Raw genomic sequence first — 21468 nt, 5'->3', positions numbered from 1 at the left:
TCAGCCCGTCGCCAGCAGTACGGTCCCGACCAGCGCCAGGCCCGCCCCCGCCGCCTGCACCGCCCGCAGCCGCTCCCGCAGGAATCCGCGCGCGGCCAGCGCGGTCACCACCGGGTACAGCGAGGCGAGCACCGCGGCCACGGTGACCGGGCCGTGCTGCGCGGCCACCGCGTAGGTGCCGTTCGCCGCCACGTCGGCCAGCCCCACGAAGCCCAGCGCGGGCAGCGAGGCCCACGGGAATCCGCTCTCGGGCAGTACCGCCGTGCCCCGCCGCACGGAGACCAACAGGGCGGTGCCACCCGCGAGCAGGTTCACCGCGCGCTGGACGAACAGGGCCAGGAAGAGACCCGTGACCGTACTGGACGCCTCGGTGACCAGGACGAACACCGTGCCGAAGCCGAGCGCCGCGACCAGGGTGAGCAGGATGGCCCGCCGCTGCACCGGAGCACCGCGCAGCTGGGGCCCGCCCGCGAGGACGACACCGCCGACGGCGACCGCGATCCCGGCGACCTGGACCAGCCCCGGCCGTTCGCCGAGGAACAGCCCGACGCCCACCGGTACGGCCACGCTGAGGGTGGCCAGCGGGGAGACCACGCCCATGGGGCCGAGCGCCAGCGCCTCGTAGAAGCAGAGCAGGGCGACCGGGCCCACCAGGCCCGCCGCGACCGCGAACCACAGGCGCGGTCCCGCCTCGCTCCAGCCGCCGGTCGCCACCACGATCGCGCCGAGCACCACGGCGGCGATGCCCTGGGAGACCACCACCACGGTGAGGGCCGGGACGCGTCGGGTCAGCAGGCCGCCGCCGAAGTCGGCGAGGCCCCAGAGCAGGCTGGTGGCCAGGGCGAAGAATGCTGTCACGGCTCGCCTCGCAGTACAGTTCGGTGCACGATCAGGTGCACCCCACCGTAGTTCAGGACGCTGAACTCTGTCATCCAGAATATTGGACTCCGGAATTGGACGAATCGTGTCGGACCTCGACCTGCTGACCCAGTCCCTGGCGCGCAACGTCAAGCACTGGCGGGCGGTGCGCGGTTTCACGCTGGACGTGCTCGCCACCCGTGCCGGCGTCAGCCGCGGCATGCTCATCCAGATCGAACAGGCCCGGACGAACCCGAGCATCGGCACGATCGTGAAGATCGGCGACGCCCTCGGCGTCAGCATCACCACGCTCCTCGACTACGAGCAGGAGGCGCGGGTCCGGATCGTCACCGACGAGCAGGCCGTCCGGCTGTGGCACACGGACGCCGGCAGCTACAGCAGGCTCCTCGCGGGCGCCGAGGCCCCCAGCCCGCTGGAGATGTGGGACTGGCGGCTGATGCCGGGCGACCGCAGCCCCTCCGACCCCCACCCGGCCGGCACGGTCGAGATCGTGCACGTCCTCTCGGGGGAGCTGACCCTCACCGTCGACGGGACGGACCACCGCGTCCCCGCCGGAGCGAGCGCCTCCTTCGAGGCCAACACCCCGCACGTCTACGGCAATGAGGTCGACGAGCCGATGGCGATGGTCATGGCGGTCTCGGTCCCGCCGGTGCGCTGAGACGCCCCGACCCGGGCCGCCCCACGGCTGTTACGGTGCGGCCATGCGCGCACCGATCGGAGCATTCGACACCGCCACCCCCGCCCCCGACTGCCTCGACGAGCTGACCGCCCCGGTCGCCGACGCCGTCCGCCGCTGGAGCGGCAGCGTCCCCGTCGACCAGATCCTCTACGTCGACACCGACCCGCTGTGGGCCGACACGGCCGTCTTCGTGGAGCACTACGGCCGGGACCTGCTGGAGCGCTCCGCGAACTGCGTGGTCGTGGCCGGCAAGCGGGGCGGCGGGGCCACGCTCGCCGCCTGTCTGGTGCTGTCCACCACGCGTGTCGACGTCAACGGTGTCGTACGGCGCCAACTCGGAGCGCGCAAGGCGTCGTTCGCCCCGATGGACACGGCGACCGGGGAGAGCGGCATGGAGTACGGCGGCATCACCCCGATCGGACTGCCCGAGTCCTGGCCGCTGTTGGTCGACTCGGCGGTCGTCGACCTGCCCTGGGTACTGATCGGCAGCGGGCGCAGGCGCGGCAAACTGCTGGTGCCGGGCAAGGCGTTCGCCGAACTGCCCGGCGCCGTGGTGCTGGAGGGGCTCGGCACGGCCTGAGCCCCGGACGGCGGTTCTACGGGGTGCTGTGGTGCGCCAGCGCCAGGTGCGGGTCCGCCTCGCCCGGTGCGGGCGCCGGATCCGCGTGCACCAGGGCGGCCGTCAGCCGGGGCACGGCGTGCAGCAGGGCGTGCTCGGCGTCCACCGTGATGGCGTGGGCCTGCCGGACCGTCGCCTCGCCGTCCACCACGACCGCCACCTCGGCGCGCAGCCGGTGCCCGATCCAGCGCAGCCGCAACTCGCCCACCGCGCACACCCCTTCGACCTCGCGCACCGCCCGCTCGGCGCGCTCGGTGAGCTCCGGGTCGACGGCGTCCATCAGCCGCCGGACGACCTCGCGCGCCGCGTCCCGCAGCACCAGGGCGATCGCCGCCGTGATCGCCAGACCGACGAGCGGGTCGGCGAGGTGGAAGCCCAGCGCCGACCCCGCGGCGCCCAGCAGCACCGCCAGCGAGGTGAACCCGTCGGTGCGGGCGTGCAGTCCGTCCGCGACCAGTGCGGCCGAGCCGATCTCCCGGCCGACGCGGATACGGTGGCGGGCCACCCACTCGTTGCCGGCGAACCCGACCACGGCGGCCACCGCGACCACCGGAACGTGTTCGACCGGGCGCGGGTCCAGCAGCCGTACCGCCGCCGTCCAGCCCGCGAAGGCCGCGGACGCGGCGATCGTCAGCACGATCGCGATCCCCGCCAGGTCCTCCGCCCGCCCGTAGCCGTAGGTGAAGCGGCGCGTGGCCGCCCGCCGGCCCAGCACGAAGGCGATCCCCAGGGGGACGGCGGTCAGCGCGTCCGCCGCGTTGTGCACCGTGTCGCCGAGCAGCGCCACCGACCCGGACAGGACCACGACCGCCGCCTGCGCGAGCGCGGTCCCGCCCAGCACGGCCAGCGACACCCAGAGCGCCCGCATGCCCCGCGCCGAGGACTCCAGCGCGGAGTCGAGCTTGTCGGCGCTCTCGTGGGAATGCGGGGTGAGGAGGTGCGCGAGCCGGCGACGCGGGCTGAGGGGTTCGTGGGGGTGGCGGTGGTGCGGGTGGGGGTGTGAGTGGTCGTGGTGCGGGTCGGCGGGCTGGTGGGGGTGCCGGTGATCGTCGTGCGGGTCGGCGGGTTCGTCGGGGTGTCGGCGGCCGAGGCGTTGGTCGGCGGGTCCGTGTCGGTACGGGTGATCGTGACGACCGTGGTGGTGCTCGCTCACTGCGCTCCCCTTCCGGTGGGCCCCGGTGGACGTGTTCCCGTCCGCGGCGCCATTATGTGCGTATGAGCGCACGCATGCACCTATCACCTGCGCACGATGCGCACCCGCGCACCCCCGGCGAGGAGCAGCTCGCCCTCGCGGCCGAGATCCTCGCCCTCCTCGGCGACCGCACCCGGCTCGCCCTGCTGCACGCGCTGATGACGGACGAGGCCGACGTGGGCACCCTGACCGAGGCGTGCGGGGCGGCACGCCCGGCGGTCAGCCAGCACCTGGCGCGGCTGCGGCTGGCCGGACTGGTGAGCACCCGCAAGGAGGGACGCCGGGTGATCTACGCCCTGCGCGACGGGCATCTGCGCCGCCTGGTCGACGAGGCGCTGAACGTGGCCGACCACCGCCTCGCCGACCGCCCGGTCCACGACTGAGCCGGGTCGAGGGCGCCGCGGTCAGGGCAGCAGGGGGATCTCGATCGCCGGGCAGCGGTTCATCACCATCTCCAGGCCGGCGGCACGCGTGCGGTCGTAGGCCTCCTCGTCGATCACGCCGAGCTGGAACCACACCGCCTTCGCGCCCTGGGCGACCGCCTCGTCGGCCACGGCCCCGGCGAGGCGGCTGTTCACGAACACGTCGACGACGTCCACGTCGAAGGGGATGTCCGCGAGGGAGGCGTAGCCCTTCTCGCCGTGCACCGACTCCGCCTTGGGGTGGACCGGGACGATCCGCTTGCCGTAGCGCTGGAGCACCTGGGCGACGCCGTACGCCGCCCGGGCGCGGTTCGACGACAGGCCCACCACGGCCCATGTGTCGCCGAGGTCGGTGAGGATCCTGCGGACCGTCGCGTCGTCGCCGTGCACCGGGTGCCTCCTGGGGGCCTTCGTGAAGCGTGCGCTGTCCTCAGGCACAACAGCGGACGGGGGGCCCTTCTTCCGGCGCCGCCGCCTCCCGGCGCGCCGGGGCCGGAAGGGGCGACACGCCCGGACGTGTCCGGAAAACTCGCCGCCCGCCTGCGCCCGGGCCGCCGCGCGCCTACGCTCGGGCCGTGCTCCGCATCACCGATGCCCGAACCGGCGAGACCGTCGCCGCCGCACCCGTCCGCCGGGGCCTCACCCGGGTCGAGGCCCACGCCCCGGCGTACGACACGGGTGCCCTGCGTGTCCTGCTCGTCGCCGACGTCCTCGTCCGCGCCCTGGAACTCGGCGGCACGCCCGTCTGGGCCCTGCTGACCGCGAAACACCATCAGACGGAGCTGCGCGCGGCGGCCGCCGCCCTGGGCATCCGCCCCTTCGAGGACGGCCGGGACGTCGGGAGCGGCCTGGGCGAGGCCCAGTTCGTCCATGTGGCGGCGGAGGGTACGGAGATCCCCGGAGGGACCCTGCTCGCCGTGGCGCCGGTGCTGCCGGGCGAGGGCTCGGCGGCGGGCTCGGCCGAGGGCGATGTGAGGGGCGGCGACGGCTCGGCGTCGGGTGAGGCGTCGGGTGAGGCGAGGCACGACGGTGGCTCGGCGGCCGCCGGCGTCGGCCCGGATGACGTCGGGCGTGGCGGCCGCCCCGGGTCGCTGGTGGTGGTGCCCGACTCCGATCCCTCCGTTCTGCGGCTCGCGCTGCTGGCTCGGCGGCGGGACGTGCCCGTCGTCCTGGACGCCGGCGCCCTGGGCGAGGCGCACGACACCCTTCTACGCTGGCGGGAGGCCGTGGCCGGATGGGCGCGCGAGCCGTCGCGGCCGGTGCCCGACGAGGTGCGCGGGCGGCTGCGCGCCGCCTGGGAGGACGATCTGAACGTGCCGGAGGTGCTGAGCGTGCTGCGTTGGGTGGGGGAGGCGGATGTGCCGCCCGGCGCCCGCTTCGAGACGTACGCCTACGCCGACCGGCTGCTCGGCCTCGACCTGACCAGGGATCTGGGGATGCCGCGATGAGGCCGCCGGGAGTCGGCCGGAGGGGGTCGACGTGGCCGGTGCGGCGGGTTCCGGGGAGGACCACGTGACCGCACGCACGCGTGGGGAGGCCGGGCGATCGGTACGCGCGCGTGGGGAGGCCGGGCGATCGGTACGCGCGCGTGGGGAGGCCGGGCGATCGGTACGCGCGCGTGGGGAGGCCGGGCTGTCGGTACGCGTGCGTGAGGGGGCCGGGTCGTCGCGGCGGCTCGTGGTGCTGCGGCACGCCAAGTCGGCCTGGCCGGAGGGCGTCGCCGACCACGAGCGGCCCCTCGCGGCCCGCGGCCGCCGGGACGCCCCCGCCGCCGGGCGAGCCCTCGCCGCGGCCGGCGCTCTGCCCGACCTCGCCCTGTGCTCCACCGCCGTCCGCGCCCGCCAGACCTGGGAGCTGGCCTCCGCCGAGTGGGACAGCCCGCCTCCGGTACGGCACGACGAGCGGCTCTACGCGGCCGGCGTACCCCAGCTGCTGCGGGTGATCCGCGAGACGCCGCCCGAGGTCGGGACGCTGCTGCTCGTCGGGCACAACCCGGGGCTGGAGGAGCTGGTTCTGGCCCTCGCCGGGGACGGCGTCGGCGACGCACTGGAGGCGGTCCGCGCCAAGTTCCCGACCTGCGCGATCGCCGTCCTCGCCGGGCACGCCCGGACCTGGCCGGAGCTGTCCCCGGGCACGGCCCTGCTGACGTCCCTGACGGTGCCGCGCGGCGGGAAGACGGCGGGGTGAGAGCCCGGCGGCGCACCGCATAGGCTGGCCGGATGCAGGACGAGTACCGCACCGTGGCCCGCGCGGGTGTGCACGAGACCGAGGTCAATCGCTCGCGCTTCCTGTGCGCGCTCGCCCCGGCCGCCACCGAGCAGGAGGCCCAGGACTTCATCGCCTCGGTGCGCAAGGAGCACGCCGACGCCACCCACAACTGCTGGGCCTACGTCATCGGCGCCGACGCGTCCGTGCAGAAGGCCAGTGACGACGGGGAGCCGGGCGGCACCGCCGGCCTGCCCATGCTCCAGATGCTGACGCGCCGCGACATGCGGTACGTCGTCGCCGTCGTCACCCGCTACTTCGGCGGGGTCAAGCTCGGCGCGGGCGGCCTCATCCGGGCCTACGGCGGCGCCGTGGGCGAGGCCATCGACACCCTCGGCACCATCACCCGGCGCCGCTTCCGCCTGGCCACGGTGACCGTCGACCACCAGCGCGCGGGCAAGGTGCAGAACGACCTGCGCGCCACCGGCCGCGAGGTGCGGGACGTGCGCTACGGCGACGAGGTCACCATCGAGATCGGCCTGCCGGACGCCGACGTCGACGCCTTCCGCGCGTGGCTCGCCGACGCCACGGCGGGCACGGCCGGCTTCGAGCTGGGCGGGGAGGCGTACGGCGACGCCCGATAGGCCGGATGAAATGTCCGTAATTCACGCTTTCCGTATGGTTCGTGACGGGGCGATACGGGAGTAACCGCCCGTGCTGTCAGACCCGGCCGTTAGTCTCGGGGATCATGAGGCTGCTGCACACTTCCGACTGGCATCTGGGCCGGGCGTTCCACCGGGTGAACATGCTCGGCGCCCAGGCCGAGTTCATCGGGCACCTCGTCACCACCGCGCGTGAGCGCGAGGTCGACGCGGTGCTCGTGTCGGGAGACGTGTACGACCGGGCGGTGCCGCCGCTCGCCGCGGTCGAGCTGTTCGACGACGCCCTGCACCGCCTCGCCGCCCTCGGCGTGCCTACGGTGATGATCTCCGGCAACCACGACTCGGCCCGCCGCCTCGGCGTCGGTGCCGGACTCATCGACCGCGCGGGCATCCATCTGCGCACCGAGCCGGCCGCCGCGGGCACCCCCGTCGTCCTGGCGGACGAGCACGGCGACGTCGCCTTCTACGGCCTGCCCTATCTCGAACCCGCCCTGGTCAAGGACGAGTTCGGCGTCGACCGGCCGAGCCACGAGGCCGTGCTCGGCGCCGCCATGGAGCGCGTCCGCGCCGACCTCGCCACGCGCGCGCGGGGCACGCGCTCCGTCGTCCTCGCCCACGCCTTCGTCACCGGCGGCGAGCCCAGCGACAGCGAACGGGACATCACGGTGGGCGGGGTGGCCGCCGTGCCCGCCGGCGTCTTCCACGGCGTCGACTATGTGGCGCTCGGCCACCTCCACGGCTGCCAGACCATCAGCGAGCGCGTGCGCTACTCCGGCTCCCCGCTGCCGTACTCCTTCTCGGAGGCCGACCACCGCAAGAGCATGTGGCTCATCGACCTCGACGCCGACGGCTCGGTCGCCGCCGAGCGGATCGACACTCCCGTGCTCCGCCCGCTGGCCCGGCTGCGCGGCACCCTCCAGGACCTCCTCGACGACCCGGACCTGGAGCGGCACACGGACGCGTGGGTCGAGGCCACTCTCACCGACGCCGTCCGCCCGGCCGAGCCCATGGCCCGCCTCGCCGAGCGCTTCCCGCACACCCTCAGCCTCGTGTTCGCGCCCGAGCGCGGCTCCGACGACCCCGAGGCGACCTATGCGAGCCGTCTGGCCGGGCGCAGCGAGCAGCAGATCGCCGAGGACTTCGTCGCGCATGTGCGCGGCGCCGGACCCGACCCGCACGAGCGGGACGTCCTGCGGGACGCCTTCGACGCGGTGCGCGCCGACGAGACGGTCCGGGAGGTGGCGCGGTGAGGCTGCACCGGCTCGACATCACCGCCTTCGGACCCTTCGGCGGCGCCCAGTCCGTCGACTTCGACGAACTGTCCGCCGCCGGGCTGTTCCTGCTGCACGGGCCGACGGGCGCGGGCAAGACATCGGTGCTCGACGCCGTGTGCTACGCGCTCTACGGCGCCGTCCCCGGCGCCCGCCAGAGCGGCCAGGGCCTCACCCTGCGCAGCGACCACGCCGCGCCCGGCACCCGCACCGAGGTCACCCTCCACCTCACCGTGGCGGGCCGCCGCCTGGAGATCACCCGGCAGCCGCCCTGGGAGCGGCCCAAGAAGCGCGGCGCGGGCACCACCCTGGACAAGGCCCAGTCCTGGCTGCGCGAGTACGACCCCGCGCGCGGCGCCTGGAAGGACCTCAGCCGCTCCCACCAGGAGATCGGCGAGGAGATCACCCAGCTGCTCGGCATGAGCCGCGAGCAGTTCTGCCAGGTGGTCCTGCTGCCCCAGGGCGACTTCGCCCGCTTCCTGCGCTCCGACGCCGAGGCGCGCGGCCGGCTGCTGGGCCGCCTCTTCGACACCCAGCGCTTCGCCGAGGTCGAGAAGCGCCTCGCCGAGCGCCGCCGTACCACCGAGTCGCGGGTCAAGGAGGGCGACGCCGCACTGCTGGCCGACGCCCACCGCATGCAGCAGGCCGCCGGCGACGCCATGGAGCTGCCCGAGCTGACCCCGGGTGAGCCCGGCCTCGCCGAGGCGGTCCTCACCGCGGCCGCCGTCGCCCGGGCCACCGCGCGCGAACAGGCCACGATCGCCCACTGCCGCCGCCTCGCCGCCGAGTCCGCCCAGAGCGCCGCCGAGCGCGCCCTGGCCGAGACCCGTGAACTGGCGCGGCTGCAACGCCGGTTCGCCGAGGCGCGGGAGCGGGCCGCGCTGCTCCAGGAGCGGGCCGGGGCCCACCAGGAGGAGCAGGCGCGGATGGACCGGGCCCGCAAGGCCGAGGCGGTGGCACCCGCACTGGAGCTGCGTGAGGCCGCCGACGCCGAACAGCGCCGGGCCGCGGCCGCCGAGGCAGACGCGCGTGCCCGGCTGCCCGAGCGGTTCGCCAACGCCGGGGCCCCGGGGCTCGCCGCCGCCGCCCGCCGGGCCGCCGAGGAACTGGGCGGACTGGAGGCGGCACGGCGCGCCGAGCAGCGACTGGCCGGGCTCGTCGCCGAGCGCGCCGACCTGGACCGCCAGGAGCGCGCCGACGAGGAGATCCTGACCGAGACGGAGAGCTGGCTCGCCGAGTGGGACGCGACCCGCGCCGGCCTCCAGGCCCGCATCGAGACCGCCCAGGAGGCCGCCACCCGGGCCGAGCAGCTCGCCGTGCGGCGCGAGCCCGCCCAGCAGCGCCTGAAGGCGGCCGAACTGCGCGACCGGCTCGCCGTCGACCTCGACGCGGCCCAGCGCCGGGCCCTCGCCTCCGGCGAACAGGCCCTCGCCGCCCGCGCGCACTGGCTCGACCTCAAGGAACAGCGGCTGAACGGCATCGCCGCCGAACTCGCCGCGCACCTCGTCGCCGGCGAGCCCTGCGCGGTCTGCGGCGCCACCGAGCATCCGGCGCCCGCCCGCAAGGTCGCCGGACACGTCGACCGCGAGGCCGAGGAACACGCCCTGGCCGCTCACCAGAGGGCGGACGAGCGGCGCGCCGAGGACGAACGGCGCCTGGGCCTCGTACGGGAGCAGCTGGCCGCCGCCACCGCCGAGGCCGGCGACACCCCCACGGACCGGCTCGCCGCCGAGGCCGAGGAGCTGGAGCAGCGGTACGCGCGCGCCCGGCGGGACGCCTCCGCGCTGCACCCGGCGCACGAGGAGCTGCGGCGCGCCGAGCAGGAGCACGAGCGGCGCACCGCCGTCCAGCGCGAGGCGGCCGTCCGGGTTGCCTCCAGGGTCGGCCACCGAGAGCGGCTCGACCGCGAACGGGCCGCGCTGGAGGAGGAGTTGTCGCAGGCCCGGGGCGAGCTGGACAGCGTGGCCGCGCGAGCCGTCCAGCTGGAGCGGCAGGCCGCGCTGCTCACCGAGGCCGCCGAGGCCGCGCGTCTGGCCGAGGAGAGCGCCGAGCGCCTCAAGGCCGCCGACGGCCGCCTCCACGAAGCGGCCTTCCGGGCCGGCTTCGACACCCCGGAGGCAGCCGCCGAGGCCCTCCTCGACGACGCCGCCCACCGCGAGCTGCAACGGCGCCTGGACGCCTGGCAGACGGAGGAGGCCGCCGTGCGGGCCGTCCTCGCCGAGGCGGACACCGCGGCCGCCGCGCAGCGACCGGCCGCCGACGTCACCGGCGCCGAGGAGGTAGCGCGGGCGGCGGCCGACCGGCTGCGCCGGGCCGCCTCCGCCCAGGACGCCGCCGCCCGCCGTTGCTCCGAACTCGACCGGCTGTCCGCGCGCGCGGAGAGCGGCGTACGACGGCTGGCGCCGCTGCGCGAGGAGTACGACCGGGTGGCCCGCCTGGCCGCCCTCACCGCGGGCACCTCGGCCGACAACGAGCGCAAGATGCGGCTGGAGTCCTATGTGCTGGCCGCCCGCCTGGAACAGGTGGCCGCCGCCGCGACCGTCCGGCTCCGGCGCATGTCCTCCGGCCGCTACACCCTCGTCCACTCCGACGACCGCACCGGACGCGGCCGCAGCGGCCTCGGCCTGCATGTCGTCGACGCCTGGACCGGCCGGGAGCGCGACACGGCGACCCTGTCGGGCGGCGAGACCTTCTTCGCGTCGCTCGCCCTCGCGTTGGGCCTCGCCGACGTCGTCACCGACGAGGCGGGCGGGGTGCGGCTGGACACCCTCTTCATCGACGAGGGGTTCGGCAGCCTCGACGACCAGACCCTGGACGAGGTCCTCGACGTCCTCGACTCACTGCGCGAACGCGACCGCAGCGTCGGCATCGTCAGCCATGTCGCCGATCTGCGCCGCCGCATCCACGCCCAGCTGGAGGTGGTGAAGGACAGAACGGGGTCGGTCGTGCGGCAGCGCGGTCACTGACCGAGCGGGCGCCGGGGGAGGGGCGAGGAGTAGACGACGCTGGTCGTCACCGAGCCCAGGGCGCCGATCTTCCCCGACACCTCCTCCAGGTGGCGCATCGAACGGGCGGCGACCTTGATGACGAAGCAGTCGTCGCCGGTGACGTGATGGGCCTCCAGGATCTCGGGCGTGACGGCGACCAGGTCGTGGAACGGCTTGTAGTTGCCGGTCGGGTAGCGCAGCCGGACGAACGCGAGGATCGGCATGCCGAGGCGCTCGGGGTCCACGACCGCCGCGTAGCCCTGGATCACCCCCGCCTCCTCCAGCCGGCGCACCCGCTCGGTGACCGCGCTCGGCGACATCGACACGGCCCGCGCGAGCTCCGCGAAACTGGCGCGTCCCTCCCGCTGGAGGACATCGAGAATGCGCCAGTCGGTGGCGTCCGGGGAAAACGTGGTCATGGGGCAGGGATAGCAGGGGAATCCCCGGCGCATCAAGGTCCAGACCGTGGAACGGCCCTTCTGGAAGATGATCAACGGCCGTAGATTTCTCGACGTCAGCAAGCGCGTCGTTCGGAAGCAGCGACGATCAGCATCGAAACGAAAGGCCCCGCGATGACCGCCACCGCCACCACGGCCGCCGCCAACCCCGTCCTGCGCGTCGCCCCCGCCTCACCCGCCGACGCCGCCGCCTACTTCCGCGCTAGCCTCGTCTTCCACGCCGACGTGTCCGATGTCGCCGCCGCGCTCGCCGCCGACGGGGACCCGGGCTTCGTCGTCCTCGACTCCCGCTCCACCGCGTCCTGGGACCAGGGCCACATTCCCGGCGCGGTCCACCTGCCGACCGCCCTCATCCCCGAGCAGGCCGAGCAACTGCTCGACAAGTCGGTGCCCGTCGTCACCTACTGCTGGGGTCCGGGCTGCAACGGCGCCACGCGCGCGGCGCTCGCCCTCGCCGAACTCGGCTACCAGGTCAAGGAGATGCTCGGTGGCTTCGAGTACTGGGCCCGGGAGGGCTTCGCGTACGAGACGTGGGAGGGCGGCGCGCAGAAGCAGGCCGATCCGCTGACGGCACCGGTGGACGCGGAGGACTGCGGCTGCTGAACGCTGGGCGGGCCGGCCCGACCCGGCCGAGGGGACAGCACAGAGTGGCCGTCCCCCCGGCCCCTCGTCAGAGCTGCGCCAACTCGTCCACCAAATCATCCAGCCCCAGGGACCCCTGCGACAGAGCCGCCATGTGCCACGCCTTCAGGTCAAAGGCATCGCCGTGCCGCGCACGAGCCTTCTCCCGTCCCAGCAGCCACGCCCGTTCGCCGAGCTTGTAGCCGATCGCCTGGCCCGGGATGGTCAGATAGCGGGTCAGCTCGCTGACGACGAAGTCGGCCGGGCGGCTGCTGTGGGAGCCGAAGAACTCCTGGGCGAGCTCCGGCGTCCAGCGCTCACCCGGATGGAACGGCGAGTCCCCCGGGATCTCCAGCTCCAGGTGCATACCGATGTCGATGATCACGCGGACCGCCCGCATCATCTGCGCGTCCAGATACCCCAGCCGCTGCTCGGGATCGGTGAGGAAGCCCAGCTCGTCCATCAGCCGTTCCGCGTACAGCGCCCAGCCCTCCGCGTTGGCGCTGACCATGCCGATCGACGCCTGGTAGCGGGAGAGGTTCCCGGCGACGTGCGCCCACTGCGCGAGCTGGAGGTGGTGACCCGGGACTCCCTCGTGGTACCAGGTCGAGACGAGCTCGTAGAGCGGGAAGCGGGTGGCCCCCATCGTCGGCAGCCAGGTGCGGCCCGGCCGGGAGAAGTCCTCCGACGGCGGCGTGTAGTAGGGGGCGGCCGCGCTGCCGGGCGGCGCGATGCAGGACTCCACCTTCCGTACCCGCTCGGCGAGTTCGAAGTGCGTGCCGTCGAGCTTGTCGATCGCCTCGTCCATCAGGCCCTGCAGCCACGCCCGGACCTCGTCGACGCCCTCGATGTGCCGGCCGTGCTCGGCGAGGTGCGCGAGCGCCACCCACGGCGTCTCCGCGCCGGGCAGGATCTTCTCGGCCTCCTTCCTCATCTCGCCGAGCAGCCGGTGGTACTCGGCCCAGCCGTAGGCGTACGCCTCGTCCAGGTCGAGATCGGTGCCGTTGAAGTAGCGCGAGGACCGGGCGTACCGCTCGCGGCCCACCGTGTTCGGCGCGCCCTGGATCGTCGGCGCGTACACGTCCCGCATCCAGTCGCGCAGCTCGACGACCGCCGCCGTCGCCGCGCGGGCCGCCTCGTCGAGCTCGGCGCGCAGGGCGTCCGGCCCCGCGGCGGCGAAGTCCTCGAACCAGCCGCGCCCCCTGCCGTCCGTGTCCGACCACTCGGTGAGCTGCTCGACGAAGGTCGCGGTGGGGCGGGGTGCCGCGTACAGCTTGCGCTCCAGGCCGAGCGACAGGGACGCGCGGTATCCCGCGAGGGCCGCCGGCACGGCGCGCAGCCGCTCGGCGATCGCCGCCCAGTCCTCCTCGGTCTCGTTCGGCGTCACGGTGAACACCTCGCGCACATGGTGGGCGGCCGTACCCATGTTGCCGACCGCGCGCAGGCCCTCGTCGGCCTCGTGCACCGCGAGTTCGGCGGTGAGGCGCTCGCGCAGCAGGCGCGCGCACCGGCGCTCGATGTCACTGTCCGCGCCGGGCCGCCGCTCCGCCTCGTCGAGCCGGGCCAGCGTGTCGCGCGCCAGTCGCGCGATCGCCTCCTGTCCTTCGGGCGAGAGGTCGGGCAGGCGGCTGGAACTCTCCCGCACGCCGAGGAAGGTACCGGTGACCGGGTCGAGGGCGACGAGTTCGTCGACGTAGGCGTCGGCGACCTGACGGGGCAGCGGGCTGTTGGTCTGTGACATGCGCACCATCCTGGTACGAGGACGCGCCGCACGTCACGGCGTTTGCGCGGCGGGTGACTGTGTTTGTCCGGTGGGCGGCAGCAGCGGTCCGCAGTCCCAGCGCTGGAAGATCAGCCGTGTCTCGACGCGTGCCACCTCCCGGTGCGCCGTGAACTCGTCGAGCACCAGCCGCTGCAGATCCGCCATGTCCGCGACCGCGACATGCACGAGGTAGTCGTCCGGCCCGGTCAGATGGAACACGGTCAGCGCCTCCGGCAGCGCCCGCACCCGCTCCACGAAGGGCCCCACCAGTTCCCGCCGGTGCGGCCGGACCTGCACCGACAGCAGCGCCTGCAGGCCGCGCCCCAGTTTGGCCGGATCCAGTCGCAGCTGATGCCCGAGGATCACCCCCGACCGCCGCAGCCGCGTCACCCGGTCCAGACACGTCGACGGCGCGATGCCCACCTGTGCGGCGAGATCGCGGTACGTCGTCCGGGCGTCGTTCTGCAACAGCCGCAGCAGATGAAGATCCACCGGGTCCAGTACGACAGATTCGGCCATGCGCCGAACGTAACACGGAGTTTCTTCTCCTGAACCCGGTCGATGTTCACCCTTCCGCCCATGGACTCAGCGAGCACGCACGCGTACGACGGCGTACGCCGCCCCGCAGTGAGAGCACCCCGCGCACTGGCCACCGAAGCCGTGCACGCCGGCCGGGACGATCTGGCCCGCCAGGGCCTGCACGCCCCGCCGATCGACCTGTCCACCACCTACCCCTCCTACGACAGCCGCGCCGAGGCCGCCCGTATCGACGCGTTCGCCACCACCGGCGCCGACCCGGACGGACCGCCGGTCTACGGCCGGCTCGGCAACCCCACCGTCGCCCGCTTCGAGACCGCGTTGGCCCGGCTGGAGGGCACCGAGAGCGCGGTCGCGTTCGCCAGCGGCATGGCGGCGCTCAGCGCGGTGCTCCTGGTCCGCGCCTCGATGGGGCTGCGCCACGTCGTCGCCGTACGGCCCCTGTACGGATGCAGCGACCATCTGCTGACCGCCGGGCTGCTCGGCACCGAGGTGACCTGGACCGACCCGGCGGGGATCGCCGACGCGCTGCGGCCCGACACGGGACTGGTCCTGGTCGAGTCACCGGCCAACCCGACCCTCGCCGAGGTCGACCTGCGGGCCGTCGCCCACTCCTGCGGAAACGTTCCGCTGCTGGTCGACAACACCTTCGCCACGCCCGTGCTCCAGCGCCCCGCCGCGTCGGGCGCGCGGCTGGTGCTGCACAGCGCCACCAAGTACCTCGGCGGCCACGGGGACGTGCTGGCGGGCGTGGTGGCGTGCGACGAGGAGTTCGCCGGACGGCTGCGGCAGGTCCGGTTCGCCACCGGCGGGGTGCTGCACCCGCTGGCCGGATATCTGCTGCTGCGCGGCCTGTCGACCCTGCCGGTACGGGTGCGCGCCGCGTCGGAGACGGCCGCCGAACTGGTTCGCCGCCTGGCCGCCGACCCCCGGGTGGAACGCGTCCACTATCCGCGCATCGGCGGCGCGATGATCGCCTTCGAGGTGCACGGCGACCCGCACGAGGTGATCGGCTCGGTCCGCCTGATCACCCCGGCGGTCAGCCTGGGCAGCGTCGACACCCTGATCCAGCACCCGGCCTCGATCAGCCACCGCATCGTGGACGCGGAGGACCGCCGGGGCGCGGGGGTGAGCGACCGATTGCTGCGCATGTCGGTGGGCTTGGAGGACGTGGAGGACCTGTGGGCGGACCTGGACGCGGCGCTGGCCGCAACGGGCCCGGGCTGTAGTGATATGCGGCTCCGCCGCGTGAGCGCGGCGGGCCACAGCGCCTCCGCACCCGCCGCACAGTCCTCGGGCGCTACGGTGCCTCGGCCCGCCCCAGCACCGGCTGCCCGGTGACGACCGTCGCGTTCAGCCGAGCGGTGATCACCAAGGTGCCCTCCTCGATCTGATAGTCGAGCGGCAGCCCCAGCCCCCGCATCGCGGCGACCATCCCGGTGTTGGACGACTGCGTCACGGCGTACACGCTCTCGCATCCGGCCTCCCGGGCCATGGCGACCAGCCTGCGCAGCAACTCCGCCCCGATGCCCCGCCGCTGCCACTGGTCCTCGACGAGCAGCGCCACCTCCGTCTCGTCGCCGTCCCACAGCAGATGCCCGAGGCCGACGACCCGGCCGGAGGGGGTCTGGACGGCGAGGGTGCGGCCGAAGCGGGGGCTGAGCAGGTGGTTGAGGTAGCGGTCCGCGTCCCCGACGGGGCCGTGGTAGCGCATGCTCAGCGTGCGCGTCGAGCACCGCTCGTGCATGGCCTTCGCGGCCTCCAGGTCGCCCGGCTCGGCCCGGCGCACGGTGATGTCGTTGCCCTCGGGCAGCGTCAGCACGTCGTGGCCGCGCGGAACACGCGGTCCGAGCCGGGCGTCCAGCTCGACCAGGGCCCGGGCCCGGGCGAACTCGGTGGGGGTGAAGGGCAGATACGCCCGCTCCACGGTGATCACTCCGCCTTCCGGTGCCCGCAGGCGCATCACGGTCTCCTCCAGCACCCCTTCCACGGGTACGCCGTCCGTGCCCCGTCCGCCGGCGGCGCTCGGGGCGGGCAGCGAGCGGATCGTGCAGCGGCCCAGCAACTGCCGCAGCGCCAGGGGGAGTTCGGCGGCGTCGAGGGCGGTACGGGTGGCGAGGCCGAGGACCCGGGTGGGCGCGTCGACCAGGTCGTGGGCGTCGGCGCGCTCGATCCAGGTGCCGGAGCCGCCCGCCGCGGCCACGGCGCGGGTGATGTCGGCGCAGGCCAGGTCGCCGGGGGCGCGCAGCAGGAACTCGTCGACGGTGTCGTCGCCCAGCGGATGCGTCTGCAGGCTGAGGATGTCGACGCGGTGCCCGGCGAGCGCCGTGCACAGGGCGGCGAGGGCGCCCGGTTCGTCCCTGACCGTCGTCCGCATCCGCCACAGGCAACTCGGCCCGGTCACGCTCTCCGGCAGGGCGGAGGGCCCGGTCCGCTCCTCGGTGGAGCGCGGCCGGGCATCGGTATCGCTCGTGGGCGGTGCGTGGCCGTGGCGGCGTGACCACCAGGTGTGGAAGCCGGCGGTGGCGGCCAGGGCGGCGGCCGAGGCCCCCAGCAGGGCGGGCCCGTCGGGGCCGTGCCCGACCAGGTTCGCCACCACGTCGGCGACCGCGACCGCCGTGAAGAGGGCGGCGAGTTCGACCACGTCACGGCGCCAGTGGTGCACGGGACGCCCGTCCTTGGCGCGCCTCACATCAGTCATCTTCCGATTCATGCGTCCACTGTGCAGGAAGGGTGTTGCGTGATCACGAACGATATGTGACTGATGGGTAAATGGATATTTTGTCCACTTTGGAATACATGGGACCGCGTGGCCGGGGTACCGCGCACCGGGGGATGACGCCGGTGCGCGGCAGGCGTCCGAGCCTACGGGACCCGGGACTACTGTCCCACCCGCCCCGGCTGGAGCACCTGGGTGAACAGCACCGTGCCGTCCTGTTCGCGCAGGCGGACCGTCAACTCCGCGCTGTCGCCGTCGATCTCGACCTCGCCGAAGAACTGGTAGCCGCCCGCCGGTGAGACGTTCGCCGTGGTCGGGGCCTTCACGAACACCCGCTCCGGGCCGAAGGTGCCGTCCAGCGCGTTCGCCGGGAAGGCGCCCGCGTTGAGCGGACCGGAGACGAACTCCCAGAACGGCTCGAAGTCGGTGAACGAGGCCCGCGACGGCTGGTAGTGCTGCGCCGAGGTGTGATGCACATCCGCCGTCAGCCACACCGTGCCGGTGATCCGGCGGTGCTTGATGAACCGCAGCAGCTCGGCGATCTGCAGCTCGCGGCCCAGCGCGGCGCCCGGGTCGCCCTGTGCGACGGCCTCGAAGTTCGGCTTGCCGTCGGTGCCGTCCGGGACCACCAGGCCGAGCGGCATGTCCGCGGCGATCACCTTCCACACCGCCCGCGAGCGGAGCAACTCGCGCTGCAGCCAGCACAGTTGCTCGGCGCCGAGGATGCCCTGCGGGTCGGTGGTCTGGTCGTCGGGGGAGTTGGCGTCGCGGTAGGTGCGCATGTCGAGCACGAACACGTCGAGCAGCGGCCCGTGGTGGACGACCCGGTACACCCGGCCGTCGGGGCGGCGCAGGGTGGCGAGGGGGAAGTACTCGGAGAACGCCTGCCGGGCGCGGGCGGCCAGGACGTCCACGTTCTTCTCCGTGTAGCGGGTGTCGGCGAAGATCTCCCCGGGGAACCAGTTGTTGGTCACCTCGTGGTCGTCCCACTGGATGATCGAGGGGACCTGGGCGTTGAACCGCCGGAGGTTCTCGTCGAGCAGGTTGTAGCGGAAGTTGCCGCGGAACTCCGCCAGGGTCTCGGCCACCTTGGACTTCTCCTCGGTGGTGATGTTCCGCCACGTGCTGCCGTCGGGCAGCGCGACGGAGGGCGCCACGGGACCGTCGGCGTAGATGTTGTCACCGCTGCACAGGAAGAAGTCCGGGTCCAGCGCGGCCATCGCGTTGTAGATGGTGTAGCCGCCGAAGTCGGGGTTGATGCCCCAGCCCTGCCCGGCCAGGTCGCCCGACCAGACGAAGCGCACCCCGTCGCGCCGCCGCTCGGAGGCCGTACGGAACGTTCCCGTGACCGGCTCGCCGGTACGGCGCGGGTCGTCCGGGTCGGCGAGCAGCACGCGGTAGTGGATCTGCTCGCCCGCCGGGAGCCCCGACAGCCGGGTCGTCCCGGTGAAGTCGGTGTCGGCGCCGAGCAGCGGGCCGTACCAGCGGTGCGCGTTTCTGAACGACTCCGTCGCCGCGGTCTCCACGACCATCCGGGCCGGGCGGTCGGAACGCGCCCAGACGAGCCCCGAGTGCGCGGTCACATCGCCGGTCTGGACGCCCCAGCGCGCCCCCGGCCGTCCGGACAGGGCGAGGGCGGGCGCCGCGCCGATCGCGGTGGGCAGGGTCAGGGCCGCGGACGCGGCGAGCGAGCCGCGCAGGACGCCGCGGCGCCCCGGGAACGGACGGTCGGACATGAGGGGGCCTCCAGGGACGGTTTCCGGCCGGTGTGCAAGGCCACAACTACTGGCGCCCCGCAGCGCGCACGGAAACCACGGGTGAACAACTCACCCCATACGGCCCAGGACTTGCCCCCGGACGGGCGCCCCGCTCAGCGGCAGCCGTCCAGAATCACCCGCGCCACCAGCGCCGGGTCGTCGTTCATCGGGCAGTGGCCGCAGCCCGGGAGCCGGACGAGCCGGGCGTGCGGCATGATCTGCTTGGCCCGGATGCCCTGCCGGCGCACCAGCAGCATGTCGCGGGTGCCCCAGGCCACGGTGACCGGGATCTCCGGAAGCGGGTCGGTGAACCGGACCGTGGTGCCCGCCCGCAGGGTCGCGTCGAAGCCGGTCGCCCGCGCGAGGGCGAGCGTCTCGGCGACCACGGCCTCGGGGGCGCGGCGGGCGGGGCGGGCGTAGATCGTGCTCGTCAGGGCGGTGCGCCCGGCCGCCGTGCGCGACAGGCTCTCGACCAGCGGGACCGGCAGCCGGCGGGAGATGTGTCGCATCGCGGTGAGCACCCCGAAGGCGTAGCGGCGCTCGGCCTCCGACCAGAATCCGGCGGGGGACAGCGCGGTGACGGATCGTACGAGCTTCGTGCGGCCCAGCTCCAGGGCCAGCAGGCCGCCCAGCGAGTTGCCGGCCGCGTCCGGCCGGTCCAGCTCCAGCGCCTCGCACAGCGCGCCCAGGACGGCGTTGGTCGTGGGCAGGTCGTACGGCAGCCCGTCCGGCAGCGACGGGGACTCGCCGAACCCGGGCAGGTCCACGGCGACGACCTCGCGCTCGGCGGCCAGGATGTCCACCACCGGGTCCCACGCCTGGCGGTGGTGCCCGATGCCGTGCAGCAGGAGCAGGGGCGCACCTCTGCCCACGCGCGCGTACGACACGGTCACCGGCTGCGGGCCGTGGGGGGAGGGGACCTTGAAGGACACGGTGGCGGACATGGGGTGCTCCTGGTCTGGGACGGCCGGGCCGGGTGGACGGACGGGCGGACGGACACTGTGAGACAGCTTGTCAGCTGTAGCTACCCACTGGTAGCCCCCAATCGGGTCTCAACGCGCCCTGCGCAGCTCCAGGTTGAAGTCCGCGTGCCCGAAGTGCCGCATGAGGTTCACCCACAGCGGCAGCCACATCTCCATGCCGCGTGACCCCTCGATGCCCCCCAGATCGAGCACTCGCCCGGCCGGCCAGCCGAACTCCCCGAGCAGCGCCGTCACCTGGGCCTTGGCCTCCGCGTCCTCGCCGCACACGAACAGCTGGTGCTCGCCCGGCACCCGCCCCGGATCCACCATCACCTCACAGTTGACGGTGTTCAGCGTCTTCACCACGCGCGCGTGGGGGAACGCCCGCTGGATCTGCTCGCCCACGCTGTCGGAGTCGACGGGCGACAGCCGTGCCGCCCCCTCCTCGAAGGCCAGCGGATTGGAGACGTCGACGATCACCTTCCCGTCGAGGTTCTCCGCCCCGGCCGCCTCCAGCGCGGCGAGCGCCACCCGGCCGCCCACCGCGTTGACGACCACCTCGGCGGCCGCGGCGACCTCCGCGAACGTACCCGCCGTCGCCCGCTCGCCCGCCTCCCGCGCCCACGCGAGCCCCGCCGGATTGTCCTTCGTCCGCGAGCCCATTCCCACCTCGTGCCCCAGCTCGATCAGCTTCGAGCCGAGCGTGCGCCCGACCACGCCCGTGCCCAGTACCGCGTACCGCATGGCGAACTCCCCATTTCCGGACCACTTGTGACGCAGCCATTCTGTCCTGCCCCACCGACAATCGCCTGGACACCCGCGAGCGCGTCGGATGGGATGGCGACGTGATCACAGACACCGCGACCGACGTCTTCGAAGAACACCGCTCCCTTCTGATGGGGGTCGCCTACCGCATGCTCGGCCGGGTGGCCGACGCGGAGGACGTGGTCCAGGACGCCTGGCTGCGCTGGTCCGGCGCCGACCGCGACGACGTGCGCGAGCCGCGCGCGTACCTCGTCCGCGTCACCACCCGCCTCGCCCTCGACCGCCTCAGCCGCCTGAAGACACGCAACGAGGCGTACGTCGGCCCGTGGCTGCCCGAGCCGTACGTCACCGACTTCGGGGACACCGTGGCCGACACCGCCGAGCGCGCCGTGCTCGCCGACACGGTCTCCCTCGCCGTGCTCGTCGTCCTGGAGTCGCTCTCCCCCCTGGAACGGGCGGTGTTCGTGCTGCGGGAGGCCTTCGGCTACCCCTACGCCGACATCGCCGCCATGCTCGACCGAGCCGAGCCCGCCGTACGCCAGCTGGCCGGCCGGGCCCGCCGGCACGTGGAGGAACGGCGCCCGCGCTACGACGTCGACCCGGCCCAGCGCCGCGAGCTCACCCGGCGGTTCCTGGACGCGGCGGGCAACGGCGACCTGGAGGGGCTGATGTCCCTGCTCGCGCCGGACGCCCGCCTCGTCGGCGACAGCGGCGGCAGGACCAAGGCGCCGCTGCGGATCCTGGAGACCGCGGACCACATCGGCCGCTTCCTCGTCGGCGTGGCCGCCCGCAAGAACATCCCCGATCTGTCCTTCCGCGCCCTGGAGGTCAACGGCGGCCCGGCCGTCCTGCTCCTGTCCGGGGACAGGCCGGACTGCGTCATCGCCGTGGACACCGCGGACGGCCGCATCCAGTCCGTCTACGTCATCCGCAACCCGGACAAGCTGCGCTCGCTCGCCGTCTAGAGGCGT

The 21468-nt window shown here is 74.0% G+C and carries 21 protein-coding genes; 11 read left to right on the top strand and 10 right to left on the bottom strand.

Translation table 11 applies throughout. The annotated features are described in order from the left end of the window. Positions 1–858, bottom strand: a complete 858-nt coding sequence (locus ACZ5NW_RS32250) for a DMT family transporter (RefSeq protein WP_468747536.1) — start codon at positions 856–858, stop codon at positions 1–3. A 106-nt stretch (positions 859–964) separates the two neighbouring features. Between ACZ5NW_RS32250 and ACZ5NW_RS32245 the strand changes: the two genes are divergently transcribed. Continuing rightward, the gene (locus ACZ5NW_RS32245; RefSeq protein WP_468747535.1) at positions 965–1537 is read left to right on the top strand and encodes a helix-turn-helix domain-containing protein; all 573 of its coding nucleotides are present in this window, start codon (positions 965–967) and stop codon (positions 1535–1537) included. A 43-nt stretch (positions 1538–1580) separates the two neighbouring features. Continuing rightward, entirely contained in the window at positions 1581–2138 is a 558-nt protein-coding gene (locus ACZ5NW_RS32240; protein ID WP_468747534.1) for a YbaK/EbsC family protein, read from the top strand. 16 nt (positions 2139–2154) lie between these two features. Here the strand turns inward: ACZ5NW_RS32240 and ACZ5NW_RS32235 are convergent, their stop codons facing one another. Further along, complete coding sequence (locus ACZ5NW_RS32235) at positions 2155–3330, bottom strand: cation diffusion facilitator family transporter (protein ID WP_468747533.1); 1176 nt, start codon at positions 3328–3330, stop codon at positions 2155–2157. 62 nt (positions 3331–3392) lie between these two features. Here ACZ5NW_RS32235 and ACZ5NW_RS32230 point away from each other — a divergent pair, with 62 nt between their 5' ends. Then, complete coding sequence (locus ACZ5NW_RS32230; RefSeq protein ID WP_468747532.1) at positions 3393–3752, top strand: ArsR/SmtB family transcription factor; 360 nt, start codon at positions 3393–3395, stop codon at positions 3750–3752. Positions 3753–3773: 21 nt separating this feature from the next. On the opposite strand, the gene ACZ5NW_RS32225 is transcribed toward ACZ5NW_RS32230, so the two are convergent. Beyond that, positions 3774–4181 (bottom strand): CoA-binding protein, encoded by a 408-nt coding sequence (locus ACZ5NW_RS32225; RefSeq protein WP_468747531.1) that lies wholly within the window; start codon positions 4179–4181, stop codon positions 3774–3776. 185 nt (positions 4182–4366) lie between these two features. On the opposite strand from ACZ5NW_RS32225, the gene ACZ5NW_RS32220 reads away from it, so the two are divergent. The 5 genes from ACZ5NW_RS32220 to ACZ5NW_RS32200 all read left to right on the top strand — a co-directional run bounded on the left by ACZ5NW_RS32220 (position 4367) and on the right by ACZ5NW_RS32200 (position 10895). Next, positions 4367–5239, top strand: a complete 873-nt coding sequence (locus tag ACZ5NW_RS32220; RefSeq protein ID WP_468747530.1) for a hypothetical protein — start codon at positions 4367–4369, stop codon at positions 5237–5239. A gap of 196 nt (positions 5240–5435) precedes the next feature. Then, positions 5436–5978 carry a SixA phosphatase family protein gene (locus tag ACZ5NW_RS32215; RefSeq protein WP_468747529.1) on the top strand — a complete coding sequence of 181 codons (543 nt, stop codon included), beginning with the start codon at positions 5436–5438 and terminating at the stop codon, positions 5976–5978. Between the two features lie 32 nt (positions 5979–6010). Next, complete coding sequence (locus ACZ5NW_RS32210) at positions 6011–6640, top strand: YigZ family protein (protein WP_468747528.1); 630 nt, start codon at positions 6011–6013, stop codon at positions 6638–6640. Positions 6641–6744: 104 nt separating this feature from the next. Then, entirely contained in the window at positions 6745–7908 is a 1164-nt protein-coding gene (locus ACZ5NW_RS32205) for an exonuclease SbcCD subunit D (RefSeq protein WP_468747527.1), read from the top strand. Then, positions 7905–10895, top strand: coding sequence for an AAA family ATPase (locus ACZ5NW_RS32200; RefSeq protein ID WP_468747526.1), 2991 nt, complete (start codon positions 7905–7907; stop codon positions 10893–10895). The genes ACZ5NW_RS32205 and ACZ5NW_RS32200 overlap by 4 nt, the downstream gene beginning before the upstream one ends. Here the strand turns inward: ACZ5NW_RS32200 and ACZ5NW_RS32195 are convergent. Continuing rightward, a complete protein-coding gene (locus tag ACZ5NW_RS32195; RefSeq protein ID WP_468747525.1) occupies positions 10889–11335 on the bottom strand; it encodes an Lrp/AsnC family transcriptional regulator in 447 nt (148 codons plus the stop codon). The two genes, ACZ5NW_RS32200 and ACZ5NW_RS32195, sit on opposite strands and share 7 nt — an antisense overlap. Positions 11336–11488: 153 nt before the next feature. Between ACZ5NW_RS32195 and ACZ5NW_RS32190 the strand changes: the two genes are divergently transcribed. Further along, complete coding sequence (locus tag ACZ5NW_RS32190; protein ID WP_468747524.1) at positions 11489–11977, top strand: rhodanese-like domain-containing protein; 489 nt, start codon at positions 11489–11491, stop codon at positions 11975–11977. Positions 11978–12044: 67 nt separating this feature from the next. Here ACZ5NW_RS32190 and ACZ5NW_RS32185 read toward each other — a convergent pair whose 3' ends face one another. Further along, the gene (locus ACZ5NW_RS32185; protein ID WP_468747523.1) at positions 12045–13736 is read right to left on the bottom strand and encodes a DUF885 domain-containing protein; all 1692 of its coding nucleotides are present in this window, start codon (positions 13734–13736) and stop codon (positions 12045–12047) included. Positions 13737–13769: 33 nt separating this feature from the next. After that, positions 13770–14276, bottom strand: coding sequence for an Lrp/AsnC family transcriptional regulator (locus ACZ5NW_RS32180; protein ID WP_468747522.1), 507 nt, complete (start codon positions 14274–14276; stop codon positions 13770–13772). 60 nt (positions 14277–14336) lie between these two features. On the opposite strand from ACZ5NW_RS32180, the gene ACZ5NW_RS32175 reads away from it, so the two are divergent. Then, on the top strand, positions 14337–15635 hold the full coding sequence (locus ACZ5NW_RS32175; RefSeq protein WP_468747521.1) for a trans-sulfuration enzyme family protein: 1299 nt from the start codon (positions 14337–14339) through the stop codon (positions 15633–15635). Here the strand turns inward: ACZ5NW_RS32175 and ACZ5NW_RS32170 are convergent. The 4 genes from ACZ5NW_RS32170 to ACZ5NW_RS32155 form a co-directional block, all read right to left on the bottom strand. Further along, the gene (locus ACZ5NW_RS32170; protein ID WP_468747606.1) at positions 15595–16959 is read right to left on the bottom strand and encodes a GNAT family N-acetyltransferase; all 1365 of its coding nucleotides are present in this window, start codon (positions 16957–16959) and stop codon (positions 15595–15597) included. The genes ACZ5NW_RS32175 and ACZ5NW_RS32170 overlap by 41 nt on opposite strands. A gap of 215 nt (positions 16960–17174) precedes the next feature. Then, positions 17175–18749 carry an alkaline phosphatase D family protein gene (locus tag ACZ5NW_RS32165; protein WP_468747520.1) on the bottom strand — a complete coding sequence of 525 codons (1575 nt, stop codon included), beginning with the start codon at positions 18747–18749 and terminating at the stop codon, positions 17175–17177. Positions 18750–18883: 134 nt separating this feature from the next. Next, complete coding sequence (locus tag ACZ5NW_RS32160; RefSeq protein WP_468747519.1) at positions 18884–19714, bottom strand: alpha/beta fold hydrolase; 831 nt, start codon at positions 19712–19714, stop codon at positions 18884–18886. Between the two features lie 108 nt (positions 19715–19822). Then, positions 19823–20476, bottom strand: coding sequence for an NADPH-dependent F420 reductase (locus ACZ5NW_RS32155; RefSeq protein WP_468747518.1), 654 nt, complete (start codon positions 20474–20476; stop codon positions 19823–19825). A 101-nt stretch (positions 20477–20577) separates the two neighbouring features. On the opposite strand from ACZ5NW_RS32155, the gene ACZ5NW_RS32150 reads away from it, so the two are divergent. Further along, a complete protein-coding gene (locus tag ACZ5NW_RS32150) occupies positions 20578–21462 on the top strand; it encodes an RNA polymerase sigma-70 factor (RefSeq protein WP_468747517.1) in 885 nt (294 codons plus the stop codon). Positions 21463–21468 lie beyond the last annotated feature (6 nt).

This window comes from Streptomyces sp. NPDC032126 (assembly GCF_055580085.1).
This window is presented reverse-complemented; position numbering and strand designations above follow the sequence as displayed.

Excerpts from the sequence above, each read along its gene's own strand:
- ACZ5NW_RS32240 (WP_468747534.1), top strand. The coding sequence starts at position 1,581 with ATGCGCGCACCGATCGGAGCATTCGACACCGCCACCCCCGCCCCCGAC.
- ACZ5NW_RS32230 (WP_468747532.1), top strand. The coding sequence starts at position 3,393 with ATGAGCGCACGCATGCACCTATCACCTGCGCACGATGCGCACCCGCGC.
- ACZ5NW_RS32210 (WP_468747528.1), top strand. The coding sequence starts at position 6,011 with ATGCAGGACGAGTACCGCACCGTGGCCCGCGCGGGTGTGCACGAGACC.
- ACZ5NW_RS32205 (WP_468747527.1), top strand. The coding sequence starts at position 6,745 with ATGAGGCTGCTGCACACTTCCGACTGGCATCTGGGCCGGGCGTTCCAC.
- ACZ5NW_RS32195 (WP_468747525.1), bottom strand. The coding sequence starts at position 11,335 with ATGACCACGTTTTCCCCGGACGCCACCGACTGGCGCATTCTCGATGTC.
- ACZ5NW_RS32190 (WP_468747524.1), top strand. The coding sequence starts at position 11,489 with ATGACCGCCACCGCCACCACGGCCGCCGCCAACCCCGTCCTGCGCGTC.
- ACZ5NW_RS32185 (WP_468747523.1), bottom strand. The coding sequence starts at position 13,736 with ATGTCACAGACCAACAGCCCGCTGCCCCGTCAGGTCGCCGACGCCTAC.
- ACZ5NW_RS32180 (WP_468747522.1), bottom strand. The coding sequence starts at position 14,276 with ATGGCCGAATCTGTCGTACTGGACCCGGTGGATCTTCATCTGCTGCGG.
- ACZ5NW_RS32175 (WP_468747521.1), top strand. The coding sequence starts at position 14,337 with ATGGACTCAGCGAGCACGCACGCGTACGACGGCGTACGCCGCCCCGCA.
- ACZ5NW_RS32165 (WP_468747520.1), bottom strand. The coding sequence starts at position 18,749 with ATGTCCGACCGTCCGTTCCCGGGGCGCCGCGGCGTCCTGCGCGGCTCG.
- ACZ5NW_RS32160 (WP_468747519.1), bottom strand. The coding sequence starts at position 19,714 with ATGTCCGCCACCGTGTCCTTCAAGGTCCCCTCCCCCCACGGCCCGCAG.
- ACZ5NW_RS32155 (WP_468747518.1), bottom strand. The coding sequence starts at position 20,476 with ATGCGGTACGCGGTACTGGGCACGGGCGTGGTCGGGCGCACGCTCGGC.